At 72.3% G+C, this 23,063-nt stretch carries 23 protein-coding genes; 9 read left to right on the top strand and 14 right to left on the bottom strand.

The window, feature by feature from the left end:
* Nucleotides 1-76 precede the first annotated feature (76 nt).
* Together Q7F20_RS11155 and dapD are read right to left on the bottom strand one after the other, a co-directional pair.
* On the bottom strand, nt 77-883 hold the full coding sequence (locus Q7F20_RS11155; protein WP_305740159.1) for an alpha/beta hydrolase: 807 nt from the start codon (nt 881-883) through the stop codon (nt 77-79).
* A gap of 10 nt (nt 884-893) precedes the next feature.
* Nucleotides 894-1,862, bottom strand: a complete 969-nt coding sequence (dapD, locus tag Q7F20_RS11150; RefSeq protein WP_305740158.1) for a 2,3,4,5-tetrahydropyridine-2,6-dicarboxylate N-succinyltransferase — start codon at nt 1,860-1,862, stop codon at nt 894-896.
* 170 nt (nt 1,863-2,032) lie between these two features.
* Between dapD and dapE the strand changes: the two genes are divergently transcribed.
* Nucleotides 2,033-3,115, top strand: coding sequence for a succinyl-diaminopimelate desuccinylase (gene dapE / locus Q7F20_RS11145; protein ID WP_305740157.1), 1,083 nt, complete (start codon nt 2,033-2,035; stop codon nt 3,113-3,115).
* Nucleotides 3,100-4,344, top strand: a complete 1,245-nt coding sequence (locus tag Q7F20_RS11140; protein WP_305740156.1) for a mannosyltransferase family protein — start codon at nt 3,100-3,102, stop codon at nt 4,342-4,344. Before dapE ends, Q7F20_RS11140 begins: the two co-directional genes overlap by 16 nt.
* Here the strand turns inward: Q7F20_RS11140 and Q7F20_RS11135 are convergent.
* A complete protein-coding gene (locus tag Q7F20_RS11135) occupies nt 4,323-5,471 on the bottom strand; it encodes an AI-2E family transporter (RefSeq protein WP_305740155.1) in 1,149 nt (382 codons plus the stop codon). The two genes, Q7F20_RS11140 and Q7F20_RS11135, sit on opposite strands and share 22 nt — an antisense overlap.
* Nucleotides 5,472-5,598: 127 nt before the next feature.
* Between Q7F20_RS11135 and Q7F20_RS11130 the strand changes: the two genes are divergently transcribed.
* Nucleotides 5,599-5,769 carry a DUF3117 domain-containing protein gene (locus Q7F20_RS11130; protein WP_017887054.1) on the top strand — a complete coding sequence of 57 codons (171 nt, stop codon included), beginning with the start codon at nt 5,599-5,601 and terminating at the stop codon, nt 5,767-5,769.
* A 111-nt stretch (nt 5,770-5,880) separates the two neighbouring features.
* Complete coding sequence (locus tag Q7F20_RS11125) at nt 5,881-6,609, top strand: AAA family ATPase (protein WP_305740154.1); 729 nt, start codon at nt 5,881-5,883, stop codon at nt 6,607-6,609.
* 39 nt (nt 6,610-6,648) lie between these two features.
* On the opposite strand, the gene Q7F20_RS11120 is transcribed toward Q7F20_RS11125, so the two are convergent.
* On the bottom strand, nt 6,649-7,281 hold the full coding sequence (locus tag Q7F20_RS11120; RefSeq protein ID WP_305740153.1) for an O-methyltransferase: 633 nt from the start codon (nt 7,279-7,281) through the stop codon (nt 6,649-6,651).
* 64 nt (nt 7,282-7,345) lie between these two features.
* On the opposite strand from Q7F20_RS11120, the gene Q7F20_RS11115 reads away from it, so the two are divergent.
* Complete coding sequence (locus Q7F20_RS11115; protein WP_022906173.1) at nt 7,346-7,714, top strand: twin-arginine translocase TatA/TatE family subunit; 369 nt, start codon at nt 7,346-7,348, stop codon at nt 7,712-7,714.
* 136 nt (nt 7,715-7,850) lie between these two features.
* On the opposite strand, the gene Q7F20_RS11110 is transcribed toward Q7F20_RS11115, so the two are convergent.
* From Q7F20_RS11110 to Q7F20_RS11090, 5 genes are all read right to left on the bottom strand, one after another.
* A complete protein-coding gene (locus Q7F20_RS11110) occupies nt 7,851-9,140 on the bottom strand; it encodes a carbohydrate-binding protein (protein ID WP_305740152.1) in 1,290 nt (429 codons plus the stop codon).
* 160 nt (nt 9,141-9,300) lie between these two features.
* A complete protein-coding gene (locus Q7F20_RS11105) occupies nt 9,301-10,149 on the bottom strand; it encodes a bifunctional 2-polyprenyl-6-hydroxyphenol methylase/3-demethylubiquinol 3-O-methyltransferase UbiG (RefSeq protein ID WP_305740151.1) in 849 nt (282 codons plus the stop codon).
* A 10-nt stretch (nt 10,150-10,159) separates the two neighbouring features.
* Nucleotides 10,160-11,320 (bottom strand): Mrp/NBP35 family ATP-binding protein, encoded by a 1,161-nt coding sequence (locus Q7F20_RS11100; RefSeq protein ID WP_305740150.1) that lies wholly within the window; start codon nt 11,318-11,320, stop codon nt 10,160-10,162.
* The gene (locus Q7F20_RS11095; RefSeq protein ID WP_305740160.1) at nt 11,313-11,810 is read right to left on the bottom strand and encodes a DUF1003 domain-containing protein; all 498 of its coding nucleotides are present in this window, start codon (nt 11,808-11,810) and stop codon (nt 11,313-11,315) included. The genes Q7F20_RS11100 and Q7F20_RS11095 overlap by 8 nt, the downstream gene beginning before the upstream one ends.
* A 52-nt stretch (nt 11,811-11,862) precedes the next feature.
* Nucleotides 11,863-13,182, bottom strand: coding sequence for a magnesium transporter MgtE N-terminal domain-containing protein (locus Q7F20_RS11090; RefSeq protein WP_305740149.1), 1,320 nt, complete (start codon nt 13,180-13,182; stop codon nt 11,863-11,865).
* Nucleotides 13,183-13,286: 104 nt separating this feature from the next.
* On the opposite strand from Q7F20_RS11090, the gene Q7F20_RS11085 reads away from it, so the two are divergent.
* A complete protein-coding gene (locus Q7F20_RS11085) occupies nt 13,287-14,258 on the top strand; it encodes a general stress protein (RefSeq protein ID WP_305740148.1) in 972 nt (323 codons plus the stop codon).
* A gap of 396 nt (nt 14,259-14,654) precedes the next feature.
* Here the strand turns inward: Q7F20_RS11085 and Q7F20_RS11080 are convergent, their stop codons facing one another.
* Together Q7F20_RS11080 and Q7F20_RS11075 are read right to left on the bottom strand one after the other, a co-directional pair.
* Nucleotides 14,655-15,155, bottom strand: a complete 501-nt coding sequence (locus Q7F20_RS11080) for a GNAT family N-acetyltransferase (RefSeq protein WP_305740147.1) — start codon at nt 15,153-15,155, stop codon at nt 14,655-14,657.
* A gap of 9 nt (nt 15,156-15,164) precedes the next feature.
* Complete coding sequence (locus tag Q7F20_RS11075) at nt 15,165-16,649, bottom strand: aminopeptidase P family protein (RefSeq protein WP_305740146.1); 1,485 nt, start codon at nt 16,647-16,649, stop codon at nt 15,165-15,167.
* A gap of 70 nt (nt 16,650-16,719) precedes the next feature.
* Between Q7F20_RS11075 and Q7F20_RS11070 the strand changes: the two genes are divergently transcribed.
* Nucleotides 16,720-17,592 (top strand): PHP domain-containing protein, encoded by an 873-nt coding sequence (locus tag Q7F20_RS11070; RefSeq protein ID WP_305740145.1) that lies wholly within the window; start codon nt 16,720-16,722, stop codon nt 17,590-17,592.
* A 176-nt stretch (nt 17,593-17,768) separates the two neighbouring features.
* On the opposite strand, the gene Q7F20_RS11065 is transcribed toward Q7F20_RS11070, so the two are convergent.
* Nucleotides 17,769-19,295, bottom strand: coding sequence for a DEAD/DEAH box helicase (locus Q7F20_RS11065; RefSeq protein WP_305740144.1), 1,527 nt, complete (start codon nt 19,293-19,295; stop codon nt 17,769-17,771).
* Between the two features lie 84 nt (nt 19,296-19,379).
* Between Q7F20_RS11065 and Q7F20_RS11060 the strand changes: the two genes are divergently transcribed.
* The gene (locus Q7F20_RS11060; RefSeq protein WP_305740143.1) at nt 19,380-20,096 is read left to right on the top strand and encodes a ferritin-like fold-containing protein; all 717 of its coding nucleotides are present in this window, start codon (nt 19,380-19,382) and stop codon (nt 20,094-20,096) included.
* A 142-nt stretch (nt 20,097-20,238) separates the two neighbouring features.
* Here the strand turns inward: Q7F20_RS11060 and Q7F20_RS11055 are convergent, their stop codons facing one another.
* Both Q7F20_RS11055 and Q7F20_RS11050 read right to left on the bottom strand, forming a co-directional pair.
* Nucleotides 20,239-20,535 (bottom strand): hypothetical protein, encoded by a 297-nt coding sequence (locus tag Q7F20_RS11055; protein ID WP_305740142.1) that lies wholly within the window; start codon nt 20,533-20,535, stop codon nt 20,239-20,241.
* A gap of 1 nt (nt 20,536) precedes the next feature.
* A complete protein-coding gene (locus tag Q7F20_RS11050) occupies nt 20,537-20,761 on the bottom strand; it encodes a DUF3107 domain-containing protein (protein WP_305740141.1) in 225 nt (74 codons plus the stop codon).
* An 84-nt stretch (nt 20,762-20,845) separates the two neighbouring features.
* Here Q7F20_RS11050 and Q7F20_RS11045 point away from each other — a divergent pair.
* The coding region (locus Q7F20_RS11045; RefSeq protein WP_305740140.1) for a UvrD-helicase domain-containing protein at nt 20,846-23,063 on the top strand (2,218 nt) is incomplete at its 3' end.

Genomic DNA, 23,063 nt, shown 5'->3' with positions numbered 1-23,063 from the left:
GCCCGACCGACGCCTGCCACAACAGACGGCCCCGCAGCGCGCCCGGCCCCGCGCGCCCGGCCCCGCCGCGCGCCGCTCAGACGCGGGACGAGCCCGCGGTCCAGTCTGCGACGAGGTCCAGCGCACGGTCCGAGTCGGGCGAGCCCGGCCGGTTGAGGAACGCGTGGCGTGCCCCGGGCAGGACGTGCCGCTCGATCTCGGCGCCGGCCCCGCGCAGCTCGTCGGCGAACCGGTCGCCGGAGGCCCGCATCGTGTCGCGCTCGGCGTCCACCATGAGCGTGCGCGGGAAGTCGGCGAGGTCCTGGCCGCCGGGGAACGCCGCAACGGTGTCGCCCCCGCGGCCGACGTGGTTCCGGTTCGCCCGGTCGAGCAGCGTCGGGTGGTGGGTGAGGCGTCGGTGTCCGCGGACGGTTCGGAGGACCGCCGGGTCCCTCGGGCTGCGGGCGTGGAAGAACCCGTACGCGAGCACGAGTCCGGAGGGCCGTGCGGCGACCGGCAGCGCTCGCGTCACGGCAGCTGCGAGGCACGCGCCGGCGCTGGCGCCCCCGAGGAGGACCGGACCGTCGGTCTGACGACGGACGACCTCGAGGACGGCTCGGACGTCGTCGTTCGGCACCGGGTGGTGGCGTCGACTGTGCGATCCTCGGCGTCCGACGGCCGGGAGCCCGGGCAGGGGAGCGAGGCGGTACCCCACCGTGACCACGTCGAGTCCGCGGTCGGCGAGGGCTCCGGCGACGACGTGCGCCTCCGGCAGGTCGAGGGTGCCGCGGAAGAACCCGCCGCCGTGCAGCCACACCAGGGTCGTGCCGGTGTTGGTCTCCCGACGAGCCGCGTACCGCCGCACCGGCACCGGCCCGTGCGGTCCGGCGACCGTTCCCCCCACGGGCGGCCGCCTACGCGTGCAGCGCGGTGTTGAGCTGGATGCCCTGTCCCTGGCGCTGCAGTGCCTCGACCGCGCCGGAGAGCGAGTTGCGGCGGAACAGGATGTTCGGCGTGCCCGAGAGCTCGGCGGCCTTCACCGTCCGGGGGGTCCCGTCCGGGTTCGGGGCCGCACCGACGAGGACCACCTTCGTGCCGGCGGTGACGTACAGCCCGGCCTCGACCACGGAGTCGTCGCCGAGCGAGATGCCGAGCCCGGCGTTCGCACCGAGCAGCGCGCCTTCCCCGAGGGAGACGCGGTGCGTGCCGCCGCCGGACAGCGTGCCCATGATCGAGGCGCCGCCGCCGATGTCCGTGCCGTTCCCGACGACGACGCCCTGCGAGACCCGACCCTCGATCATGGCGTCGCCGAGGGTGCCGGCGTTGAAGTTCACGAAGCCCTCGTGCATCACCGTCGTGCCGGGGGCGAGGTGCGCGCCGAGCCGGACCCGGTTCGCGTCGGCGATGCGGACGCGGTCCGGCACGACGTAGTCGACCAGGCGGGGGAACTTGTCGATCGCGTGCACGGCGATCCCGGCGCGCTGGAGACCCGGGCGGAGGCGCGTCAGGTCGTCGGGGTGCACCGGACCCGCGTTCGTCCACGCCACGATCGGGAGGTGCGCGAAGATCCCGTCGAGGTTGACCTCGTTCGGTGCCACGTGCAGGTGGCTGAGGAGGTGCAGGCGCAGGTAGGCGTCCGGCGTGCTCGCAGGAGCGGCGTCGATCGTGACCTCGGTCGTGACCGCCTCGATCGTGACGCCGCGGCGCGGGTCGTCGCCGACGTGTGCACGGAGGTCCGCCGGGAACACCGCGTCGGCCGGCAGCGCGCCGAGGTGCGTCTCGGGGTACCAGGTGTCGAGCGTCGTGCCGTCGGCGGCGATCGTCGCGAGGCCGTGGCCCCAGGCGTGGGTCGGGCGGTCGGTGGCAGCGGTCGTGTCGGTCACCGCACCAGGGTACCGAGCGAGGGGAGGCGACCACCCGTCCGGCCGGACGGGTCCGTCGGGCGCGCACCGCGCCTCCTGGCCTGGAGGCGCGGGTGCTGTGGACAGACGGCCACCGTCCACAGGCGGTCGCCTCGACGGCCCCTGCAAGGGTCGGCCGGTAGGCTTCCCGCATGCCGGAGCCGCTCGACCTCACCGCCTCGTCCATCGACATCACCCGTGCCGTCTGCGACATCGAGTCGGTGTCCGGCGACGAGGGACCGCTCGCCGACGCGATCGAGGCAGCCCTGACGCCCCTGCCCCACCTCGAGGTGATCCGCGACGGCGACGCGATCGTCGCGCGGACGAACCTCGGTCGTGACCGCCGGGTGGTCATCGCGGGGCACATCGACACCGTGCCGCTCAACGACAACCTCCCGACCGAGTTCCGGACGACCGAGGACGGCACCGAGATCCTCTGGGGTCGCGGCACGGTCGACATGAAGGCCGGTTGCGCGGTCCAGCTCAAGCTCGCGTACGACCTCGCCGAGCCGAACGTCGACGTCACGTGGGTGTTCTACGACCACGAAGAGGTGAGCGACGCACTGAACGGCCTCGGTCGTCTGGCGCGGACCCGGCCGGAACTGCTCGCGGGCGACTTCGCGATCCTCGGCGAGCCGTCCGGTGCGCAGATCGAGGGCGGCTGCAACGGCAACCTCCGGGCCGAGATCCGGGCGTACGGCAAGCGCTCACACAGCGCCCGGAGCTGGATCGGCGACAACGCGATCCACAAGGCCGCACCGATCCTGGCCACGCTCGCCGCTTACGAACCGCGCACCGTCACGGTCGACGGTCTCGACTACCGCGAGGGCCTCAACGCCGTCGGCATCACGGGCGGCATCGCTGGCAACGTGATCCCCGACGAGGTCATGGTGCACGTGAACTACCGCTTCGCCCCGTCGCGCAGCGCGGACGAGGCGGTCGCCCACATCCGCGAGCTCTTCGACGGCTACGACGTGCAGATCGTCGACCTCGCCGCCGGTGCCCGACCCGGACTCGACGCCCCGCTGGCGCAGGACTTCGTCGCCGCGGTGGGCGGTCCCGCGCCCCGGCCGAAGTACGGGTGGACGGACGTCGCGCGCTTCTCGGCGCTCGGCGTCCCCGCGGTGAACTACGGGCCCGGCGAGCCCGTCTTCGCCCACCACGACGACGAGCAGGTCCCCGTCGACCAGATCACCGCGGTCGAGCACGGTCTGCGTCGGTGGCTGACGGCCTGACCACGGCCGGGCTGCCCCGGCTGAGCCCTGCCCGTGCCCGGTGGCACGCCCGCTACCGGGTGGTGCCGTGGTGGGTGCGGATCACGGTCGTCTACGTGCTCGCGCGGATCGTCACGGGCGCGATGCTCGCCGCTTTCGCGAGCGTGCAGGCCGCGAACTCGTTCACCGTGCAGCACCCGGGCCTGCTGTCGTTCTCGTCGATCTGGGACGGCGCCTGGTACCGGGTGATCGCCGCCTCCGGGTACCCCTCGACGCTGCCGATCGACGCCACGGGGCACGTGACCGAGAACGCGTGGGCGTTCATGCCCGCCTACCCCTTCCTGGTGCGGGGACTGATGGCGCTGACGGGGGCGTCCTTCGAGCTCGTCGCCGTGTCGGTCTCGCTCCTCTTCGGCTGGGGAGCGGCGCTCGTCTTCCGGCGGCTGATGGGGCGGTTCCTGGACCCGTCGCGGGCGACCTACGCGACCGTCCTGTTCTGCGTCGCGCCCGTCTCCGCGATGTTCCAGGTGGCCTACGCCGAGTCGATGGGCCTGTTCCTGCTCCTCGTGGCGCTGCTGCTCATGGTGGACCGCCGCTGGTGGTCGATGCTGCCGGTCGTCCTGCTCCTCGGCATGACCCGGCCGACCGGGCTGGCCTTCGCGCTGCTGATCGTGCTGTTCCTCGGCGCTTGGGCGTTCCGTCCGTCGTGGGTACGCGCGTCGTCCCCGCTCACGGTGCAGCAGTTCGTCCCGCCCGCGGTGGTCGCCGTCGTGTCCGGGGCCGTCGGGCTGGCGTGGCCGGCGATCGCATGGGCGGTCACCGGCGTCCCGAAGGCGTACACGGACACCGAGCTCGCGTGGCGGTCGTCGTACATCGGGTGGAAGGAACTCGTCCCGTTCGCGCCGTGGGTGCAGGGCTTCGGGTGGTGGTTCGGGCAGCCGGCCGGCGCGATCCTGCTCGCCGTCGTGGTGGTCGGGTTCGCCGCGTTCGTCGCCCTGCCGGCCGCTCGTCGGATCGGGCTCGAGCTCCGGCTCTGGGGTGTCGCGTACCTGGTGTACCTGCTCGCCGTGTTCTTCCCGCAGTCGAGCACCTGGCGCATCCTGCTGCCGATCGCTCCGTTGCTCGGGATCGTGGCGCTCCCGCGATCGAGGGTCTACCGGGTGGCGGTCGTCGTCGTGTGCATCGCGCTGCAGTGGGTGTGGATGTACTTCTGCTGGTGGATCGACGGCTACGACTGGACGCCACCGTGATCGACGTCGACCTCGCGCTCCTCGGCGCCTCGCTCCACCGCCTCGGGGTCGGCTGACGCTGCCGCGTGGATCATCGCGTTCGCCGTCGCGATGAACGGCACCGCGAAGAACGCGCCGACGACGCCCGCGATGGTCGTGCCCGCGGTGACGCCGAGCACGACGCCGAGCGGGTGCACCCGTACGGCGGAGCCGGTGAGGAACGGGTGCAGGACGTGGCTCTCGAGCTGCTGCACGGCGATCACGATGCCCAGCATCACGAGCGCGGGCACCCAGCCGTTGAACACGAGGGCGACGAGCACCGCGACGACGCCCGCGACGATCGCACCGACCACCGGCACGAACGCGCCGAAGAACACGATGACCCCGATCGGGATCGCCAGCGGCACCTGCAGTGCGAGGGCGCCGATCACGATGCCGAGCGCGTCCGTCACGGCGACGACCAGCTGCACGCGGATGAAGCTCGTCAGCGTCTTCCATCCCGCGTGCCCCGCGACGTCGATCCGCCCACGTGACCGTCGGGGGAACAGCCGCACCACCCACGACCAGATGCGCGGGCCGTCGACGAGCACGAAGATCGTCGTGAACACCACGATGAAGAGTCCTTCGAGCAGATGCACGAGCCCGCTGCCGGCCTCGGCGGCACCGGAGGCGATCGAGGACGCGTGGGACTGCAGGAACTTCGTGCCGTCAGACAGCCACTTCGTCACCTGCGCCGCCGTGATGCCGAAGGGTTCGGAGGCCAGCAGGCTCTGGAGCGACTGCACGTTGTGGTCGAGACGGTGCTCGAGCATCGGCAGGTCGTACCGGATCTGCGCCGTGACGACCAGCGCGAGCACTCCGATGACGACCACCACGGCGAGGAAGCACGACAGCACCGCGAGCCACTTCGGCCAGCGGTGACGCTGCAGGAACATCGAGAACGGCGCAAGCAGCGCACACACGATGAGGCCGATCAGGAACGGCACGACGATGTCCTGCAGCAGGACCACGAGCGCGACGACCACGGCGAGGGCGGCGACGACGACGAGCATCCTCCACGAGAACGCACCGGCGACGCGCATGCCGGCGGGCACGGCCTCGAGGGCGGGGTCGGGCTGTCGACGTGGCGTGGAGCGGATGTTCGGCACACGCATAGGTGACCACTCCGAACCGCGAGAACGTCGCGATCCACGGCCCCCAACCTGGGCGGTTTCGCAGTTCCCCCATCGATACGAGATAATGGGCGTGCATGTACTGCACGAAAGGGGACATCTGATGGCAGCCATGAAGCCGAGGACCGGTGACGGGCCGATGGAGGCTGTTAAGGAGGGTCGACTCATCATCGTGCGGGTTCCGCTCGAAGGTGGAGGCCGCCTGGTCGTCTCGGTCAACGATGCCGAGGCCAAGGAACTCCACGACGCACTCGCTGAGGTCGTCTCGGCCTAGTACGTCGACGCACCAGAACGGAGGGCCCGGAGCGCGTACGCTCCGGGCCCTCCGTCCGTTCCGGGACGTCCCGCACGCTGCGATGTCGGCGTTGCAGGGCAGGATGACACCGTGCCGAGGACCCACCTGCCGATCCGCCGCGTCGAGGAGTACCTCGACCCGGACCCGATGCCCCGCGACGTGTGGCCCGCCACGCTAGCACCCGTCCGACAGCTCCTCGACGAGGGGCTCGACCTCGATCCGGTGACGGTGTTCGTCGGTGAGAACGGCGTCGGCAAGTCCACCATCGTCGAGGCCATCGCGCTGCAGTTCGGCATGGGACCGGAGGGCGGTGGGACCGGATCGCAGCACTCGACCCGCGCGTCGGAGTCGGATCTGTGCGAGCACATCGCCATCCGGCGGGACTTCGGGGCGCCCCGCGGCGGGTTCTTCCTCCGGGCGGAGACGATGCACGGATTCTTCACCTACCTCGAGGAACACCCCAACCGGTCACGCCCCGAACCGGTGTTCCACGAGCGCAGCCACGGCGAGTCCTTCCTCGACTTCGTGATCGACCGCGCGCGGTGGCCCGGGCTGTGGATCCTCGACGAGCCCGAATCCGCGCTGTCGTTCTCCGGCTGCCTGGCGCTCATCGGCCTGCTGCAGTCGATCGTCGAGAGCGGTGTCGGGCAGGTGCTCATGTCGACGCACTCGCCGGTGCTCGCCGCCTTCCCCGGTGCGACCATCCACGAGGTCGGCGAGTGGGGCCTGCGCCGCACGGAGTGGGCCGACCTCGACCTCGTCCGGCACCAGCGGTCGTTCCTCGAGTCGCCGGAGCGCTACCTCCGCCACCTCGGGTGAGCCGCGGTAGCGGGAGCTCGACCGTCGCCGAAGGCGCTGCTACGCCGAGACCTTCGTCATCTGCAGCAGCCCGTCGCCGGCGGGCGAGAGCGCGCTGATGACCGCACCCGACGTCGACACCTCGGTGAGCAGCAGGCGGAAGTCGGTCGTCGCCCGGTCCCGCTTCACCGGGTCGGCCACCCTGCCCCGCCAGAGCGCGTGCGGCACCAGGACGGTCCCGCCGAGCCGCGCGAGCCGCAGCCCGTGCTCGACGTACTCGATGACGTGCTCCGGGTCGGCATCGACGAGGACGACGTCGTACGAGGCCTCGTTCATGCGGGGGAGCACCTGGTTCGCCCGGCCGGGGATGAGTCGGATCCGCGAAGGAGCGGTCCCGGCTGCGATGTACGCGTCACGGGCGTACTGCTGGTGGTCGACCTCGACGTCGATCGTGGTGAGCGTGGCCGACGGTGCGCCGCCCAGCAGGTACAGCCCCGACACCCCCAGGCCGGTGCCGATCTCGATCATGCTGGTGGCACGCGAGGCCGCGGCGACGACCCCGATCTGTGCGCCGATGGCGGGGGAGATCGCCTCGACGCCGAGTTCGAGGGAGTGTTCCCTGGCTCGGGCGATCACCTCGGACTCCGAGACGATGTCCTCGGCGAACTTCCAGTTCGACTCTTTCTCTGACACGCACACTCCGTTCGGGTGACAACTCTACGGGTGCTCCGGGGTGTGGACGGGTTACGCTCGTACCGTGTTCGACGGCTTCGAGAAGTTCCTGGTGATCGGGATCATCGGCGTCCTCCTGCTCGGTCCGCAGCGGCTGCCGCAGTACGCCCAGAAGCTCGCCGAGTTCGTCAAGGCCGTCCGTCGCTTCGCCGACACCGCGAAGGACCGCATGCGCGAGGAGATGGGCCCGGAGTTCGACGAGGTCGACTGGCAGAAGCTCGACCCACGGCAGTACGACCCGCGTCGCATCATCCGTGACGCGCTCCTCGACTCGGGCAGCAGCGTCGCTGCCGTCCAGACCGCGCAGGTGACCGCGTCGAAGGTGCGAGCGACGGCACCCGTGGTGCCGCTCGCCGTCGGCGAGGCAGCACCGTTCGACGCCGAGGCGACCTGACGCCGGATCACGTGACCGTGTGACGGCCAGGAGGCGCGGTGCCAGCTGGCACCGCCCCCCCACCCCGCCCCGGGGGGCCGGCCGGGGGGCGCGGCCCCCGCGCCCCCCCCGCCTCCAGTCCGTCAGATGGCCGCGTCTACCGCAGGTCGGCGAGGAACCGGTCGGTCCACGCGAGGGCCGGTGCGCTCGGGACCGAGCTGCACGTGGCCATCGCCGTCGTCGAGGAGCACGGCGTGTCGCGGTCGAGGGACCAGTAGTGGACCCCGGCGAGGCCGTTCGCCTTGGCGTAGGCGGACAGCGTGTCCACGTCGGCGAGGGTGAAGACCTCGTCGGAGGCGTCGTTCACGCCGATCATCGGGGTGACCTCGATCTTCGACGGTGCGATGCCGTACGTGTGCTCGAGGTTCGTGACGGCCTGGATCGAGGACTTGCCCATCTCGCAGGTCGATCCGGACAGGACGCAGTTCGCGGTCGTCGCGCGCCCGAAGTCCATCGTCATGAGGTTGACGGTGTAGTTCGTCAGGCTCGAGGCCTTGATCGCCTTGACCGTGGCGTCGCCGGTGCTGTTCAGGCCGCCGAAGCTGCCGTCGCTGGCCGCGAGGGTCGCGAGGGTGAACGAGAACCGCATCCCCGGGTACTTCGACTGCGCGAGCGCCGCGGCGTTCACGAGGTTCTGCACGTCGGCTGCCGATTGTCCGCTCTCGATGTCGAAGTCGACGCCGATCATGTGCGGGGTGGCGTAGCGGGCGATGAAGCTCTGCAGTGCGGTGCCCGAGCACTTGAACGATCCGGCCGCGCCCCCGGTGCTCACGATGTAGTCCACCCCGGCGGCGTCGAGCTTCGGGATGTTGGCGCTCGCGAACGCGTCGGCGGCGACACCGCCCCAGTTCTCGCTGCCGCAGGTGCCGGTCGCGAAGGCCAGGGTGATGGCTCCGAGGCCGGGCTCCCGGGTGGACACCAGGCTGTTCGACGACCCGACGACCGGGATGCGCGTGCCGGTGACCGCGGTGTTCATCACGTTCGTGTTCCAGTCGAGGTTCACGGTGACGTCCTTGTACGGGCTGAAGACCAAGCCCTGCGCCGTCCCACCGCTGCCGCCGGTGCCCGGGGTGGTGGTCCCACCGCCGGGGTTCGTCGTCCCGCCCCCGCCGGTGCCCGCGCAGGCCCCCGTGGAGGTCCAGGGCTGGCCGCTGCCGGTCGCTCCCGAGTGCGTCGCGGGGTCGTCGCCCTGCGTCCACCAGTTCGCGGTGTAGTTCGTGCCGTTCTCGCTGACCGTCGCGCCCCCGGTGTACGCGGTGCCCGCGCTCCACGCGGTGGCGCACGTGGGCGTCGCCGCCAGGGCCGGTGCCGCTGCGACGGACCCGCCCGCCAGTGCAGCCGCGACGGCCGCGACGAGTCCGATCCTGAGCCTGCTCTTGCTGTTCACACGGTTCTCCTGTCCTCGGTCCGGCACCGTCGCCAGACACGGGTGGAGCCCCTGCGGACCCGATTCCGCAGGAGCATTGTGGAATACCCCTGCATATTGCTCCGCGGTGGAACGACCTGTCCATGAAAGGACGTACAGGCAGTGTCGAAGACGCGGCCGGTCAGTCCTTGGTCGCGACGATCGTGAAGGTGGTCGGGAGGCGGTCGCGGTCCTCGCCGGGCCACGCCCACGAGCCGTCCCCGGTGTCGACCATGCGGGGGCTGAAGCGCCACGGCAGCGTGCGGCCCTCGTCCAGGGAACGCAGGCGGAGACCGGCGCCGAGCAGCGCGTTCACGATCTCCGACAGCGGGTGCGGCCACTCGTACGTGCGGGTGTGCGACACGGTGCCGTCGCCCGCGTAGGTGCCGGCGTCGTCCCACTGCTGGGCGGAGCCGTCCGCGAAGTACCGGTAGCGGGTGACGAGCCCGTCGGCGTCCTCGTCGAGGGCGTACAGCGCGGGATGACCGTCACGGATGAAGAACACGCCACCGGGACGGAGGAGTGCCGCGACCTGGGTGGCCCACCGCTCGAGGTCGTCGAGCCAGCAGATCGTCCCGATGCTCGTGTAGACCACGTCGAAGTCGCCGACCACCGCGGCTCGGGCGTCGAGGACGTCCGTTTCCACCCAGGTGACGTCGAGGCCGAGGCGTGCCGACAGTCCCGCTGCCGAGGTGAGCGCCACGGGCGAGAAGTCGACACCGGTGACGCGCGCGCCCTCGCGGGCGAGCGAGACCGTGTCCGTGCCGATGTGGCACTGCAGGTGGCACAGGTCGAGCCCGGCGAGCGAGCCGCCCGGCAGCCACGGCCGGAGCGCCGGAAGGTCATCGCGGACGACGGTCGAGCGGTGGTCCGGGTCGGTCAGCGCGTCGATCTCGTAGGCGCCCTCGTGGATGGGCACCCGGTCGTCCCAGTTCGCACGGTTGGTGTCGCGGGCCTGCTCCCAGTCGACGCTGACGTGATCAGAGCTCATGCACCCGACCCTACGACAGCGTCAGCCCGAGCTTCCGACCGGACAGGCCCCGGCCCATCGTGCCGATGCGGTCCGCGATCGCCGCCAGCGCCACCGCCGCCGGGTCCTCCGGATCGCCGAGCACCACCGGGACGCCGGCGTCCCCGCCCTCGCGGAGCGGCACGGACAGCGGCACGCTGCCGAGCGCCGGGACGGCGGTCTCCTGGTCGCGGGAGAGCCGGCGGGCGGTCTCGGCGCCACCGCCCTCGCCGAAGAGGTGCAGCACGGAGCCGTCCGGTTGCACGAGTCCCGCCATGTTCTCGACCACGCCGATCACCCGCTGCCCGGTCTGCCGGGCGACGACCCCGCTCCGTTCGGCCACGTCCGCTGCGGCCGCCTGCGGTGTGGTGACCACCAGGACCTCGGCGTGGGGGAGCAGCTGGCCGACCGAGATCGCCACGTCCCCGGTGCCCGGCGGCAGGTCGAGCAGGAGCACGTCGAGGTCGCCGAAGTACACGTCGGTGAGGAACTGGGAGACGGTGCGGTGCAGCATCGGGCCGCGCCAGGACACCGCGGTGGAGACGTCGTCGACGAACATGCCGATCGACACCACCTTCACGTCGTGAGCCACCGGCGGCAGGATCATGCTGTCGACCCGGGTCGGGCGCGGGGCGACACCCGCCGCGTCGGTGAGGCCCATCAGCCCCGGCACGCTGAAGCCGTGCACGTCGACGTCGACGATGCCCACGCGCTGCCCACGGGCCGCGAGCGCTGCGGCGAGGTTCACGGTGACCGTCGACTTGCCGACGCCGCCCTTGCCGCTGGTCACCGCGATCACCCGGGTGAGCGAGTCCGGGGTGAACTGCACGCCACGGGGCCGCCCCGCGCGGAGTCGTTCGGTCAGCGCGGCACGCGTCGCCGGCGCCATGACGGAGACGTCGACCGCCACCTCGGAGACGCCGTCCACGGAACCGGCGGCCGCCCGCACGTCGCGCTCGATGGTGTCGGCGGCCGGGCACCCGACGATCGTGAGCTGCAGGTCGACGCGCACCGCGCCTCCTGGCTGCACGTCGACACCACGGATCATGTCGAGCTCCGTGACCGGCCGACGGATCTCCGGGTCGATGACGCGGCCGAGCGCTGCGAGGACCGCGCTGCCCAGCTGCTCGTCCGACCGGCCGCCGTCAGCCACGGGCCGTCGTGCCGGGCTCGTCGGCGAAGCCGGCGTCCTCGGCGTCGCGCCGGTCGAGCTCCTCGAGCAGCGAGCGGATCTCGGCGCGGATGAAGTCCTTCGACGCCATGTCGCGCATCGCCAGGCGGAGCGCGACGACCTCGCGCGCGAGGTACTCGGTGTCCGCCAGGTTGCGCTCGGCCCGCTGCCGGTCCTGCTCGAACTGCACCCGGTCACGGTCGTCCTGCCGGTTCTGGGCGAGCAGGATGAGCGGTGCCGCGTACGACGCCTGCAGGGACAGCACGAGCGTGAGGGCCGTGAAGCCGATCGCCGCGGAGTCGAACTGCCACGCTCTCGGGGCGAGCGTGTTGTAGCCCATCCAGACGACGCAGAACAGGGTCAGGCCGACGAGGAACCAGGGCGTGCCCATCGCGCGTGCGATGCCCTCGGTGGCGCGACCGAAGGCGTCTCCGCGACCGCGGCGACGGGTCGGCAGGACACGGGTGCGCATGCCCTTGGGGGAGTCGAGTCGAGCGTCGGGCCGCTCGCGATCGCGGCGGGTGTCATCCGTTCGGGCCACGGGTGGTCCTCCTTCCCGTCGTCACGGGCGTCCTGCGTGTGCGTTGGCGCGGAAGCGGTGAGGGTTCCCCCTCGCCCTGACTTCGCCAGTCGTCCGGCAGGACGTGGTCGAGGACATCGTCGATCGTCACCACCCCGACCAGACGGTGGGCGTCGTCGACCACGGGGACGGACAGCAGGTTGTAGGTCGCCATGATGCGCGTGACCTCGGCGGCGCTCGCATCGACGCGGACCGGGTCGGTCTGCTGGTCGATGAGCGTGCCGAGCCGCTCGTTCGGCGGGTAGCGGAGCATCCGCTGGAAGTGCACGAGCCCGAGGAACCGGCCAGTCGGCGGCTCGTACGGCGGCAGCGTCACGCAGACGGCGGCACCGAGCACCGGGGCGAGCTCGTGGCGCCGGACGAGCGCGAGCCCCTCGGCGACGGTGGCGTCGGCCGAGACGATCACCGGTTCGGTGGTCATGAGGCCACCTGCGGTGTCCGGCTCGTACTCGAGGAGCATGCGGACGTCCTGCGCCTCCTCCGGCTCCATGAGCTCGAGGAGGGCTTCGCTGCGCTCGTCGGAGAACTGCGCCAGGACGTCGGCCGCGTCGTCCGGCTGCATGTGGTCGAGCACGTCGGCCGCGCGGGAGTCGTCGAGTCGGGTGAGGATCGCGATCCGCTGCTGGTCCGGCATCTCCTCGAGCACGTCGGCGAGCCGATCGTCGGGGAGTTCCTCCGCGACCTCGAACCGGCGTTCCTCGGGCAGGTCGAGCAGCGTCGACGCGAGGTCGGCCGGCAGGAGGTCGGAGTAGGCGGCGATCACGTGCTCGGCGGACTGGGCCTCGCCCGGGAGCTCGTCCTCGGTGACCTCGTTCCACGTCGCGAACGTCGTCGGACCCTTGCCGAACGGGGACGGCGTGGTCTTCGGCTTGCGGAGGAAGAGCTGCGACACCTCCCACTCGCCCTGCCCGCGGTCCTCGATCGCGACGTCCTCGATCGTCGCGCGGATCCGGTCCTTCTTCACCAGGACCTTGCGGCCGAGCATCTCGGCGATGACCCGCACCTCGCCACCGCGCTGCTCGAAGCGGCGCATGTTCACGAGGCCCGTGGTGATGACCTGGCCGGCGCCGATCGAGGTGATGCGGCCGATGCTCACGAAGATGCGGCGCTTGCCGGGGACCTCGACGATCAGGCCGACGACGTGCGGCGGATCGGCCCGGCGGTACACCACCAGGACGTCCCGGACCCGGCCGACGCGGTCTCCCGCGGGGTCGAAGACGGAGCACCCGGCGAGGCGGGCGACGAAGACCTTCGTGGCGCTCACCCGACCCAGCGTAGTCGCTGCGTCCGGACGGATCCGCCGTGGCGGTGGGCGGCTTCCCTGAGAGTGCACGTGCGATTGCAAGGTGTGCGGTGAATGATGGCTGGGTGAGCAATCAGAGCCCGTTCGGCGGCCGGACCGCCCAGGCCTTCCCGACGCTGCCCAAGGGCGACGTCCTCGGCACGTACGACAGCTACCCCGACGCCCAGCGCGTGGTGGCGAAGCTCGCCGAGGCCGACTTCCCGGTCAACCAGCTCTCGATCGTCGGCAACGACCTCAAGACCGTCGAGCGTGTCACCGGCAAGATGACCTACGGTCGTGCAGCGATCGCGGGCGCACTGTCCGGACTCTGGCTCGGCATCTTCTTCGGCATCGTGCTGACGCTCTTCTCCCCGAGTGCGGGCGGCCTCATCCTCGCCGCCGCCATCATCGGTGCGGCCTTCGGCATGCTCTACGGCATCGTCTCCTTCGCGATCACGAAGCGGCAGCGGGACTTCACGAGCGTGCACCAGGTCCTCGCGACGAACTACCAGATCGTGGTCGACCCGCAGCTGACCGGGCAGGCCCGACGCATCCTCGGCGAGGCCGGTGTCGCGCCCGCAACGCACTGGAACCCGGGGACGCCCGGTGCGCCCGGTGCGTTCCAGGGGCAGCCGCCGCAGCAGCCGTGGCGCCCGGGGCCCGGGTCCGGGCCGGGGGCGGGTCCGGGTGCGTCCGGGGGCCAGCCGGCCGGGTGGGGCGGAGGCCCGCAGGGATCGCCCTACGGTGGCCACGCCACGCCGCACCAGCAGCCGGGCGGCGGTCCCCAGCAGGGTTCGCAGCAGCCAGGAGGCGCGCAGCAGCCCGGCACGTCGCCCTCCGGTGCGCAGACGGGAACGCCCCGCTACGGCACGAACGAGGGGCCGCGGTACGGGGAGACCGCCGCGACCGCTCCCGCCCCGGCAGAGCCTGCGTCCGCCCAGCCGCCCCGGGCCGAGGAGCCGCCGCGCTACGGGGAGCGGGTGACCGGTGCGACGCCGCCGGCGCCGAGCTCCGCCGAGTCGGGTGAGTCCGCGACGAAGGACGACGAGGGGCGCTGAGCCCCCGGAGGTAGGGTCCGGGCCGGGTTCCGGGCCGGGCTCCGGCTCGGTGCCCCGTGCGAGGTCGCACGACACGCCGCACGCGTCCGCCGAGGTCGCACGCGCACGAACGGCCGCTCCACGCGACGGGGAGCGGCCGTTTCTGCGACCTCGGCGAACGGTCGTCTGGAGCTTCGGCTTCTGGAGCTTCGGCTTCCGGCGTGGCGGCTCGAGGCGAGTCGGCGCGCGGTCGTGCGGCACCGGTGACGTCGAGCGGGCGGAACACGCCGGGCGCCGGTCGCGGAGCGGGCGGAAGTGGTCGTCCGTGTGCTGCGAGCGGGGGCTGTTTCGCCCGCTCGCCTCCAGGCCTCCGGGCCTCGCGGGGCCGGGACGTGTACAGCCCGCGAGGGACCCGGGCTACAGGACCTTCGAGTAGCAGATCGACGTCGGCACCCCGACGTAGGGCCCGAAGTTCGCGATGCGCGTGAACCCCTCGCGCTCGTAGAACCCGATCGCGCGCTTCTGCTCGTTCCCGGTCTCCAGCACGAGCGCCGGCGAACCCAGGTCGAGTGCGGCGTCCTCGAGGCGCCGGAGGAGCGCCGCCGCGACACCCGCACCCCGTGACTCCGGACGGACGTACATCCGCTTGATCTCGGTGATGCCGTCCTGCACGATGCGCAGGCCGCCGCAGCCGAGCGGCGTACCGTCGTCGTCCCGTGCGAGGAAGAACACCGCGATCGAGTCGGCCGTCGGCTTGTCGCCGGGCTCGGTGTCGCCGCCGTAGGCACGGTCGATCTCCAGACGCTGCGCGGCTCGGAGTCGCTGGGCGTCCGGGGAGTCGAAGTGCTCGACGTCGATCGAGAACGCGGGGCCGTCGTCGCCGGCGTTCGTGCTGGGGGAGACCTCGGGAGTCGTCACCCGCTCAGGCTAGCGGCCGGAGCGGGCGATCCACCCCTCCACTTCCGAGGGGGTCCGGGGGATGCCGACGGACAGGTTCTCGGCGCCGTCCTCGGTCACGAGGATGTCGTCCTCGATGCGGACGCCGATGCCGCGGAACTCCTCGGGCACCGTGAGGTCGTCCTGCTGGAAGTACAGGCCGGGCTCGATCGTGAACACCATGCCGGGCTGCACGATGCCGTCGATGTACATCTCACGGCGGGCCTTCGCGCAGTCGTGGACGTCGAGGCCGAGGTGGTGGCTCGTCCCGTGCACCATGTACCGACGGTGGAACTGGTTGTCCTGCTGGAGGGATTCCTCGGCCGTGCCGGGCAGGAAGCCCCACTCGGCGGTCTTGCGGGCGATGACCTCCATCGCGGTGGCGTGCACCTGACGGAAGGTGATGCCGGGCTTCACGATGGCGAAGGCCGCGTCGGCCGCTTCGAGCACGGCTTCGTAGACGAGACGCTGCACGTCGGTGAAGGTGCCGCTGACCGGGAGGGTGCGGGTGATGTCGGCCGTGTAGAACGAGTCGACCTCGACGCCGGCGTCGATGAGGATCAGGTCGCCCGGCTCGACCGCGCCGTCGTTGCGGGTCCAGTGCAGGATGCAGGCGTGGTGACCGGAGGCGGCGATCGTGTCGTAGCCCACGGTGTTGCCGTCGGCACGGGCCCGGCGGTTGAACGTGCCCTCGACGATGCGCTCGCCGCGGGGGTGCGCGAGGACCGCGTCGAAGTCGGCGATGACGTCGTCGAACCCCGCCTTGGTCGCGTTCACGGCCTTGCGGAGCTCGTTGACCTCGAACGCGTCCTTGACCAGGCGCAGCTCGGAGAGGTCGCGGGCGAGGGCGTCGTCCGTCGCGGGCACCCCGTCGGCCTCGGGTGCTCCACCGACGGCGCTGCCGATCCGGTCGTCGAGCCCACGGGTGAGGTCGGTGTCGGCGTCACGGACGACGAGGGCGGACGCGTCGAGTCCGTCGCGCACGGCGTCGAACGCGCCGAGGTCGGCCGTCGCGAGACCGAGGTCCGCCGCGACTTCCTCGAGCGAGGGCCGCGGTCCGACCCAGAACTCACCGATCTCGGGGTTGGCGTAGAACTCCTCGGAGTCGCGGCCGGCGGTCGCGCGGAAGTAGAGGGTGGCGTCGTGGGCGGAGCCGTTCGGCGTCATGACGAGCACGGAGCCGACGACGGTGTCGGTGCCCCAGCCGGTCAGGTGCGCGAACGCGGAGTGCGGACGGAACGGGTAGTCGCAGTCGTTCGAGCGGACCTTGGCCTGGCCGGCGGGCACCACGATCGTCCGGCCCGGGTGCAGTTCGGAGAGCTTCGCCCGACGCTCGGCGGCGAAGGCGGCCTGCTCGCGGGGCTCGGGCAACGGACGGTCGCGATCAGCCCACTGCGAGCCGATGTAGTCCTTGAACGTCGAGGATCCGGGGGTCGTGGAACGGTTGCTCGTCGCGCGGGGCGTGGTGTCGGACATGCACCCATCATCGCACCGCCCGTCGCCCTGCGGCCTGTGCGCCCACTCACCTGTGGATAGCATTGTCGACGTGCCCGATCCGTTCATCGACCTGCACGCGCACTCGAGCGTCTCCGACGGCACCGAGCGACCCGCGGACCTCGTCCGGGCGGCAGCAGCCGCCGGACTGGACGCCGTCGCGCTGACGGACCACGACACGACCGCGGGGTGGGACGAGGCCACGGCGACCGTCCGCGACCTGCCGGTCACGCTCCTCCCGGGTCTGGAACTGAGCACGCGCGTCGGCTACCGCAGCGTGCACGTGCTCGGCTACCTGGTGGACCCTGCCGACCCGGCGCTCGTCGCCGAGACCGAGCGGATCCGCGACGGTCGCCTCGCACGTGCCCGCCGCATGGTCGATCGGATCGGCCGGGACCACCCGATCACCTGGGAGGACGTCCTCGCGCAGTCCCGGGACGGCGCGACGATCGGTCGGCCGCACATCGCCGACGCCTTGGTCGCCCGCGGGCTCGAGGCTGACCGCAGCGCCGCGTTCCGGGGGATCCTGCACCCGGCCTCCGGGTACTACGAGCCGCACGAGGCGCCGTCCCCGCTCCGTGGTGTCGAGCTCATCCGACAGGCCGGCGGCGTCCCCGTCATCGCGCACCCCGCAGCGTCGTCTCGGGGGATCGTGATCGACGAGCCGATGCTCCGCGAACTGGTCGATGCCGGGCTCGGCGGGCTCGAGGTCGACCACCGCGAGAACCTCGCGCACGGCAAGCGCACCCTGCTCGACTGGGCGGGCCGGTACGGCCTGTTCGTCACCGGGTCGAGCGACTACCACGGCACGGGCAAGCCGAACCGGTTGGGCGAGCACCGCACCGCCCTGGCCGCGTTCGACGCCATCCGCTCCGAGGCGACCGGCAGCGTCCCCGTGGTCGGCGCCGGCTCGCGCCTGGCCTGACCCGCGCGGCCCGCCGCGAGTTCACGGGGTGGGCGACACTTCACGGGCCGCGCTCGGCGTGAACTGTCGCTCAGCGCGAAGACGTGACCTGTCGCTCAGCGCGAAGAGTCGCACCCCGCACACGACGAAGGGCCCGTCGCGCGAGCGACGGACCCTTCGGTGACGACCAGGAGGCGCTACTCGCCGTCCGACGACCCCTGCGGCGCCGAGGCGGTCGCCTCGGACGAGCCGCTGCCGCTCCCACGGCGGCGGCGCCGGCGACGGCGCTTCGCAGCACCGTCCGTCGAACCGTCGGCCGGTGCGCCCTCGGCACCACCGGACTGTGCGGAGGACTCGGAGTCCGCGCCCTGCGAGGCGGAGCGTGCCGCGCCTCCCGAGCCGTTGCCGTTGCCGTTGCCGGCGTCGGAGGCCGACCCGGAGCGGGACCGCGTCCGGGTCCGCGGGGGACGCGAGCCGCTGCGCGACCGGTCGCCCGACTGCTTCTCGGCGGGGCCACCGGCCGATGCAGCGTGCGCCGACGCGCCGGGCAGGCGGCCCTTGGTGCCGGCCGGGATGTCGAGGTCCTCGAACAGGTGCGGCGACGACGAGTAGGTCTCGACGGGCTCGGGGATGCCGAACTCGAGCGCCTTGTCGATCAGCGTCCACTTGTGCAGGTCGTCCCAGTCGACGAAGGTGACCGCGATGCCGGTCTTGCCCGCACGACCGGTGCGCCCGGCACGGTGCAGGTAGGTGTCCGGGTCGTCCGGGATGGTGTGGTTGATCACGTGCGTGACGTCGTCGACGTCGATGCCGCGGGCGGCGACGTCCGTCGCGATGAGCACGTCGCGCTTGCCGGCCTTGAAGGCGGCCATCGCACGCTCGCGCTGCTCCTGGTTGAGGTCGCCGTGCACGGCCGCAGCGTTGAAGCCGCGGTCCTTGAGCTCCTCGACGAGCTTCGCGGCGGCACGCTTCGTGCGGGTGAAGATCACGGTCTTGCCGCGGCCCTCGGCCTGCAGGATGCGGGCGATGACCTCGTCCTTGTCGAGCGAGTGCGCGCGGTAGATGACGTGCTTGATGTTCGCCTGCGTCAGGCCCTCGTCGGGGTCGGTCGCGCGGATGTGCACCGGGCGCGACATGAAGCGGCGGGCGAGCGCGACGATCGGGGCGGGCATCGTCGCGGAGAACAGCATCGTGTGGCGGACGGCGGGCACGGCCTGGAAGATGCGCTCGATGTCCGACAGGAAGCCGAGGTCGAGCATGCGGTCGGCCTCGTCGAGCACGACCTCTTGCACGTGCGAGAGGTCGAGGAGTCGCTGGCGCTGCAGGTCGATGAGGCGCCCGGGCGTCCCGACGACGATCTGCGCGCCGGCCTTGAGCTGCTCGATCTGGCCCTCGTACGCCTTGCCGCCGTAGATCGACACGATGGTCGTCGGGCGGTTGGACGTGGCGAGCTCGAGGTCCTCGGTCACCTGGACCGCGAGCTCGCGGGTCGGGACGACGACGAGCGCCTTCACGCCGGGCTCGGGAGCGGCGCCGAGGCGCTGGATCAGCGGCAGGCCGAACCCGAAGGTCTTGCCGGTACCCGTCTTGGCCTGGCCGATGATGTCCTGGCCGGTGAGGGCGAGCGGGATCGTCTGCTGCTGGATCGGGAAGGGCTCGATGATGCCCTTCGTCGCGAGCGCGTCGACGATGTCCTGCTCGATGTTGAGGTCTGCGAAAGTCAAAGAATCACCTTAGTCCTGGTGGAAGTCCCGACCAGTCTACCGACGCGGACCGGGGTCCCGGGTCCGGACCCCTATGCTGCTGGCGTGGTGTCTTGGTGGAACCGGAAGCGCGCGGCGGAGCTCGCGTCCGCATGGCTCGCGTCGCGGAACCCGCGGGGCGCGTCGCCCGTGGAACGCCTGCAGCTGGACGACGTCAGCCCCGAGCTGGACGTCTACCTCGGGCAGGCGGCGTACCTCGAACTCTCGCTCTACGAGACGATGGGCCGCGCCGGAGCCGGTGCGCCCACGCTGTCCGGTCGCCTGGTGACGGGGGTCCTCGCGACGACGGCGCTCGAGCGGCACCGCGCCATCGTGGCCGAGATCGAACGGACCGGGGGCGACCCGGCTGCGCTGATGGCACCCCACCGCGAGGCGATCGACCTGTTCCTCGAGCGCACGAGCGGCGCCGACTGGTACGAGTCGATGCTCACGGGCTACGTCACCGCAGGGATCCTCAACGACCTGTTCGGCTCGCTGCTGCGGTCGCTCCCGACCGAGGTCCGGCAGCGTCTGAAGACCGTGTTCGACGCGCGCGAGGAAGCCGCCGTCGTCGAGGAGCTCACGGAGCGCATCGCCGAAGACCCGCAGGTCGGCTCGCGGCTGGCGATGTGGGGGCGTCGTCTCGTCGGGGACACGCTGCTCGTCGCGCGGTCCGCGCTGGCGTCGCACGCGCGGGAGGACCAGGAACGGCTCGAGCCGGTCTGGACCGAACTCATCGCTGCGCACACGCGACGCATGGACGCGCTCGGCCTGACGGCCTGACGGCGGTCCAGGAGGCGCGGCGCGGCCAGGCGGTCCCGTCACCCCGTGCTCGAGGTGCAGTCACGGTCGTCCGGTCGCGCCGGCCGGGACGCTGCGGTCGGGCGCGCCGCGGCGGAGCGCGCCGTCGTCAGGTGCGCTGCGGTCAGGCGCCCGAGGCCTTGACCCGCTCGTAGTACGCCGTGTCCGCCGCCGTGCGGCGCTTGCCGAGGAACCACTCCACGACGAGTGCGACCACGCCGGCTCCGACGAGGGTGACGACCCAGATCCAGGTCGCGTCGTACTGCCACCCGGCCCAGGTCAGGGCTTCCCAGAGGACGGCCGCGACGATGCCGCCGACGACCGGTCCGAGCAGGGAGCCGCGGGTCGACCGCCACGGCAGGACCACGTGCGCGACGGCCCCGACAATCAGCCCGCCGAGGACCGCGAAGAGCAGCTCCACGTCAGGCGACGAAACCGATGCGACGGGACTCCTCCGCGCCGACCTCGACGTAGGCGAGGGACGCGACGGGCACGATGAACCGACGGCCCTTGTCGTCCTGGAGCGAGAGGTGCGTCGACTTGTCGTCGAGCGCGGCCGCGACGGCCTTCTCGATCTCGTCGGCGGTCTGGGCGGTCTCGAACGCGATCTCGCGCGGGCTGTTGGTGATGCCGATCTTGATGTCCACGAGCACAGCGTATCCGAGCGGCCCCGGCGGCCATCGGCCGTTCGCCGCAGGCGCACTGTCGGTCGCTGCGGTTACCGTACGAGGGTGCCCCGAACCACGCTGACACCCGCGCCAGAGGCGACGGGCGTCGCCCGGGCGCTGGTGTCGGACCCGTCGCAGGCCGCCGTGCTCGCGCTGCCGGACGGCCGGCACGCCGCGGTCATCGGCGCCCCGGGCACCGGCAAGACGACCACGCTGTCCCGGCTGGTGGCGGCCCGGCTCGCCCGCCCCGACGCGATCTCGCCCGACGGGCACGCGACGGTCCTCGCGCTGACGAGCCCCCGCATGGCCGCCACCGCGCTCCGTGACCGACTCGCCGCCGCGGTCGACCGGGTGGTGCCGGGGGCACTCGCACGGACGGTCAACTCGCTGGCGTTCCAGATCGTCGCGCACGCCGCCGCCGTGCAGGGCCTCGAGACCCCGACGCTCCTCACCGGCGGCGAACAGGACCGCATCATCGCCGACCTGCTCGACGGCCACGAGACCGACGGCACCGGGCCGGACTGGCCGGCGCCGATCACCGCGGTCGTCCGCGAACGCGCCGGCTTCCGCACCGCCCTGCGGGACGTCATGATGCGGGCGGTCGCCGCGGGTGTGGAACCCGAGGACATGCGCGAACTCGGCGACGACACCGGGCGTCCGGAGTGGCGGGCGGTCGGGGACTTCGTCGACGAGTACCGCGCCGCCGTGACCTCGTTCCGGGCCACCAGCCTCGACGCGGCCGAACTCGTCGCGTACGCCACGGCCGCCGTCCTGCGGGGCCAGGTCCCGGCGAGCGTCGCGGCGCTCCGGCTCGTCGTGGTCGACGACACGCAGGAACTGGTCGAGGGCGAGATCGCGCTGCTCGGGGCGCTCGCGCGGTCCGGCGTGCAGGTCGTCGCCTTCGGGGATCCCGACATCGCGGCGTCGGCGTTCCGCGGTGCCGAGCCCGACGTGCTCGGACGGCTCGCCGCCCGCCTCGGTGTGGACCACGTCGACGAGCTCGTGCTCGGCACCGTGCACCGGCACGCCGCACCCGTCCGTGCGCTCGTCTCCGGCATCACGGCGCGCATCGGCGCCGCCGCGGCCGGACGACAGCGCACGGCCGTGGCCACGGCGGCCGACGCCCGCCCGGACGCCGTCGTCCACCTCGAGGGCGCGAGCCGCGCAGCCCTCGTCGTCGCGGTCGCCCGTCGTCTCCGCGAGCACCGGTTGCTCGACGGCGTGCCCTGGCACCGGATGGCCGTCGTCACCCGCAGCGGTGCGGCGATACCCGAGCTCGTGCGCGCGCTCTCCGTGGCAGAGGTCCCCGCGACCGCCGGTGCCGCGCCCGTCCGACCCCGGGACGACACCGCGGCGCGGTCCCTGCTCGACGCCGCGGCCGTCGCGCTCGGGGTCCTGCCGCTCGACCCGGTGCTCGCCACGTCCTTCGCGACCGGTCCGCTCGGCGGCCTCGACACCCTGGCGATGCGCCGACTGCGCCTCGCGCTCCGGCGGGAGGAACTCGCCGGGGGTGGCACCCGCACGGCCGACGAGCTCCTCGTGGACGCGCTCGGAGCGCCCGAGCGCCTGGCGACCGTCGACGCCGGGTTCGCCCGACGCGCGACGCGGCTCGCCCGCAGCCTGGTGCAGGCGCGGCAGGACGCCGACTCCGGCGCGAGCATCGAGGAGATCCTCTGGGGCCTCTGGGAACGCAGTGGACTCGCCGGCACCTGGGGTGGGCAGTCGGCTGCCGGCGGGGTGGGTGCGGCCGAGGCCGACCGGCACCTCGACGCGGTGGTCGGGCTGTTCACCGCGGCGAAGCGGTTCGTCGAGCGTACGCCGGACGCGCCGGCGCGGGTGTTCGTCGACGACCTGCTCGGCGCTGACCTGCCCGAGGACTCGATCGGCCCCGACCGCACCGCCGGCCGGGTGCGTGTGCTCACCCCCTCCGCCACGATCGGCCTCGAGTGCGACGTCGTCGTGGTGTTCGGGCTGCAGGACGGCGTGTGGCCGAACACCCGGGTGCGGGGCAGTCTGCTCGACCCCGACGGCCTCGTCCGTGCCGCCGCCGGGATCGACCACGAGACGATCGACGACCGTGCCGCCGTGATCGCCGACGAACTCCGTCTGTTCGCCCGTGCGGTGTCCCGCGCGACCACCCAGGTGATCATCGGCACGGTGGCGAACGACGACGAGGCGCCCTCGCCGTTCGTCCGACTCGTGCCCGTGCCGCCCGACCGGCAGCCGACGGTGCACCCGTTGTCGCTCCGGGGCCTCGCCGGGTCCCTCCGTCGGCGCGGGG

It is taken from the genome of Curtobacterium sp. A7_M15, from assembly GCF_030705415.1.
Classification (GTDB): Bacteria; Actinomycetota; Actinomycetes; order Actinomycetales; family Microbacteriaceae; genus Curtobacterium.
Note: the sequence above shows the minus strand (reverse complement) of the source record. Positions and strands in the feature narration are given on the sequence as shown.

Bases quoted from the DNA above. Each gene is read 5' to 3' on its own strand.
- Q7F20_RS11095 (WP_305740160.1), bottom strand. From the start codon at position 11,810: ATGCGCACCCGTGTCCTGCCGACCCGTCGCCGCGGTCGCGGAGACGCC.
- Q7F20_RS11130 (WP_017887054.1), top strand. From the start codon at position 5,599: ATGGCAGCCATGAAGCCGAGGACCGGTGACGGGCCGATGGAGGCTGTT.
- Q7F20_RS11105 (WP_305740151.1), bottom strand. From the start codon at position 10,149: ATGAGCTCTGATCACGTCAGCGTCGACTGGGAGCAGGCCCGCGACACC.
- Q7F20_RS11075 (WP_305740146.1), bottom strand. From the start codon at position 16,649: ATGTCCGACACCACGCCCCGCGCGACGAGCAACCGTTCCACGACCCCC.
- dapE (WP_305740157.1), top strand. From the start codon at position 2,033: ATGCCGGAGCCGCTCGACCTCACCGCCTCGTCCATCGACATCACCCGT.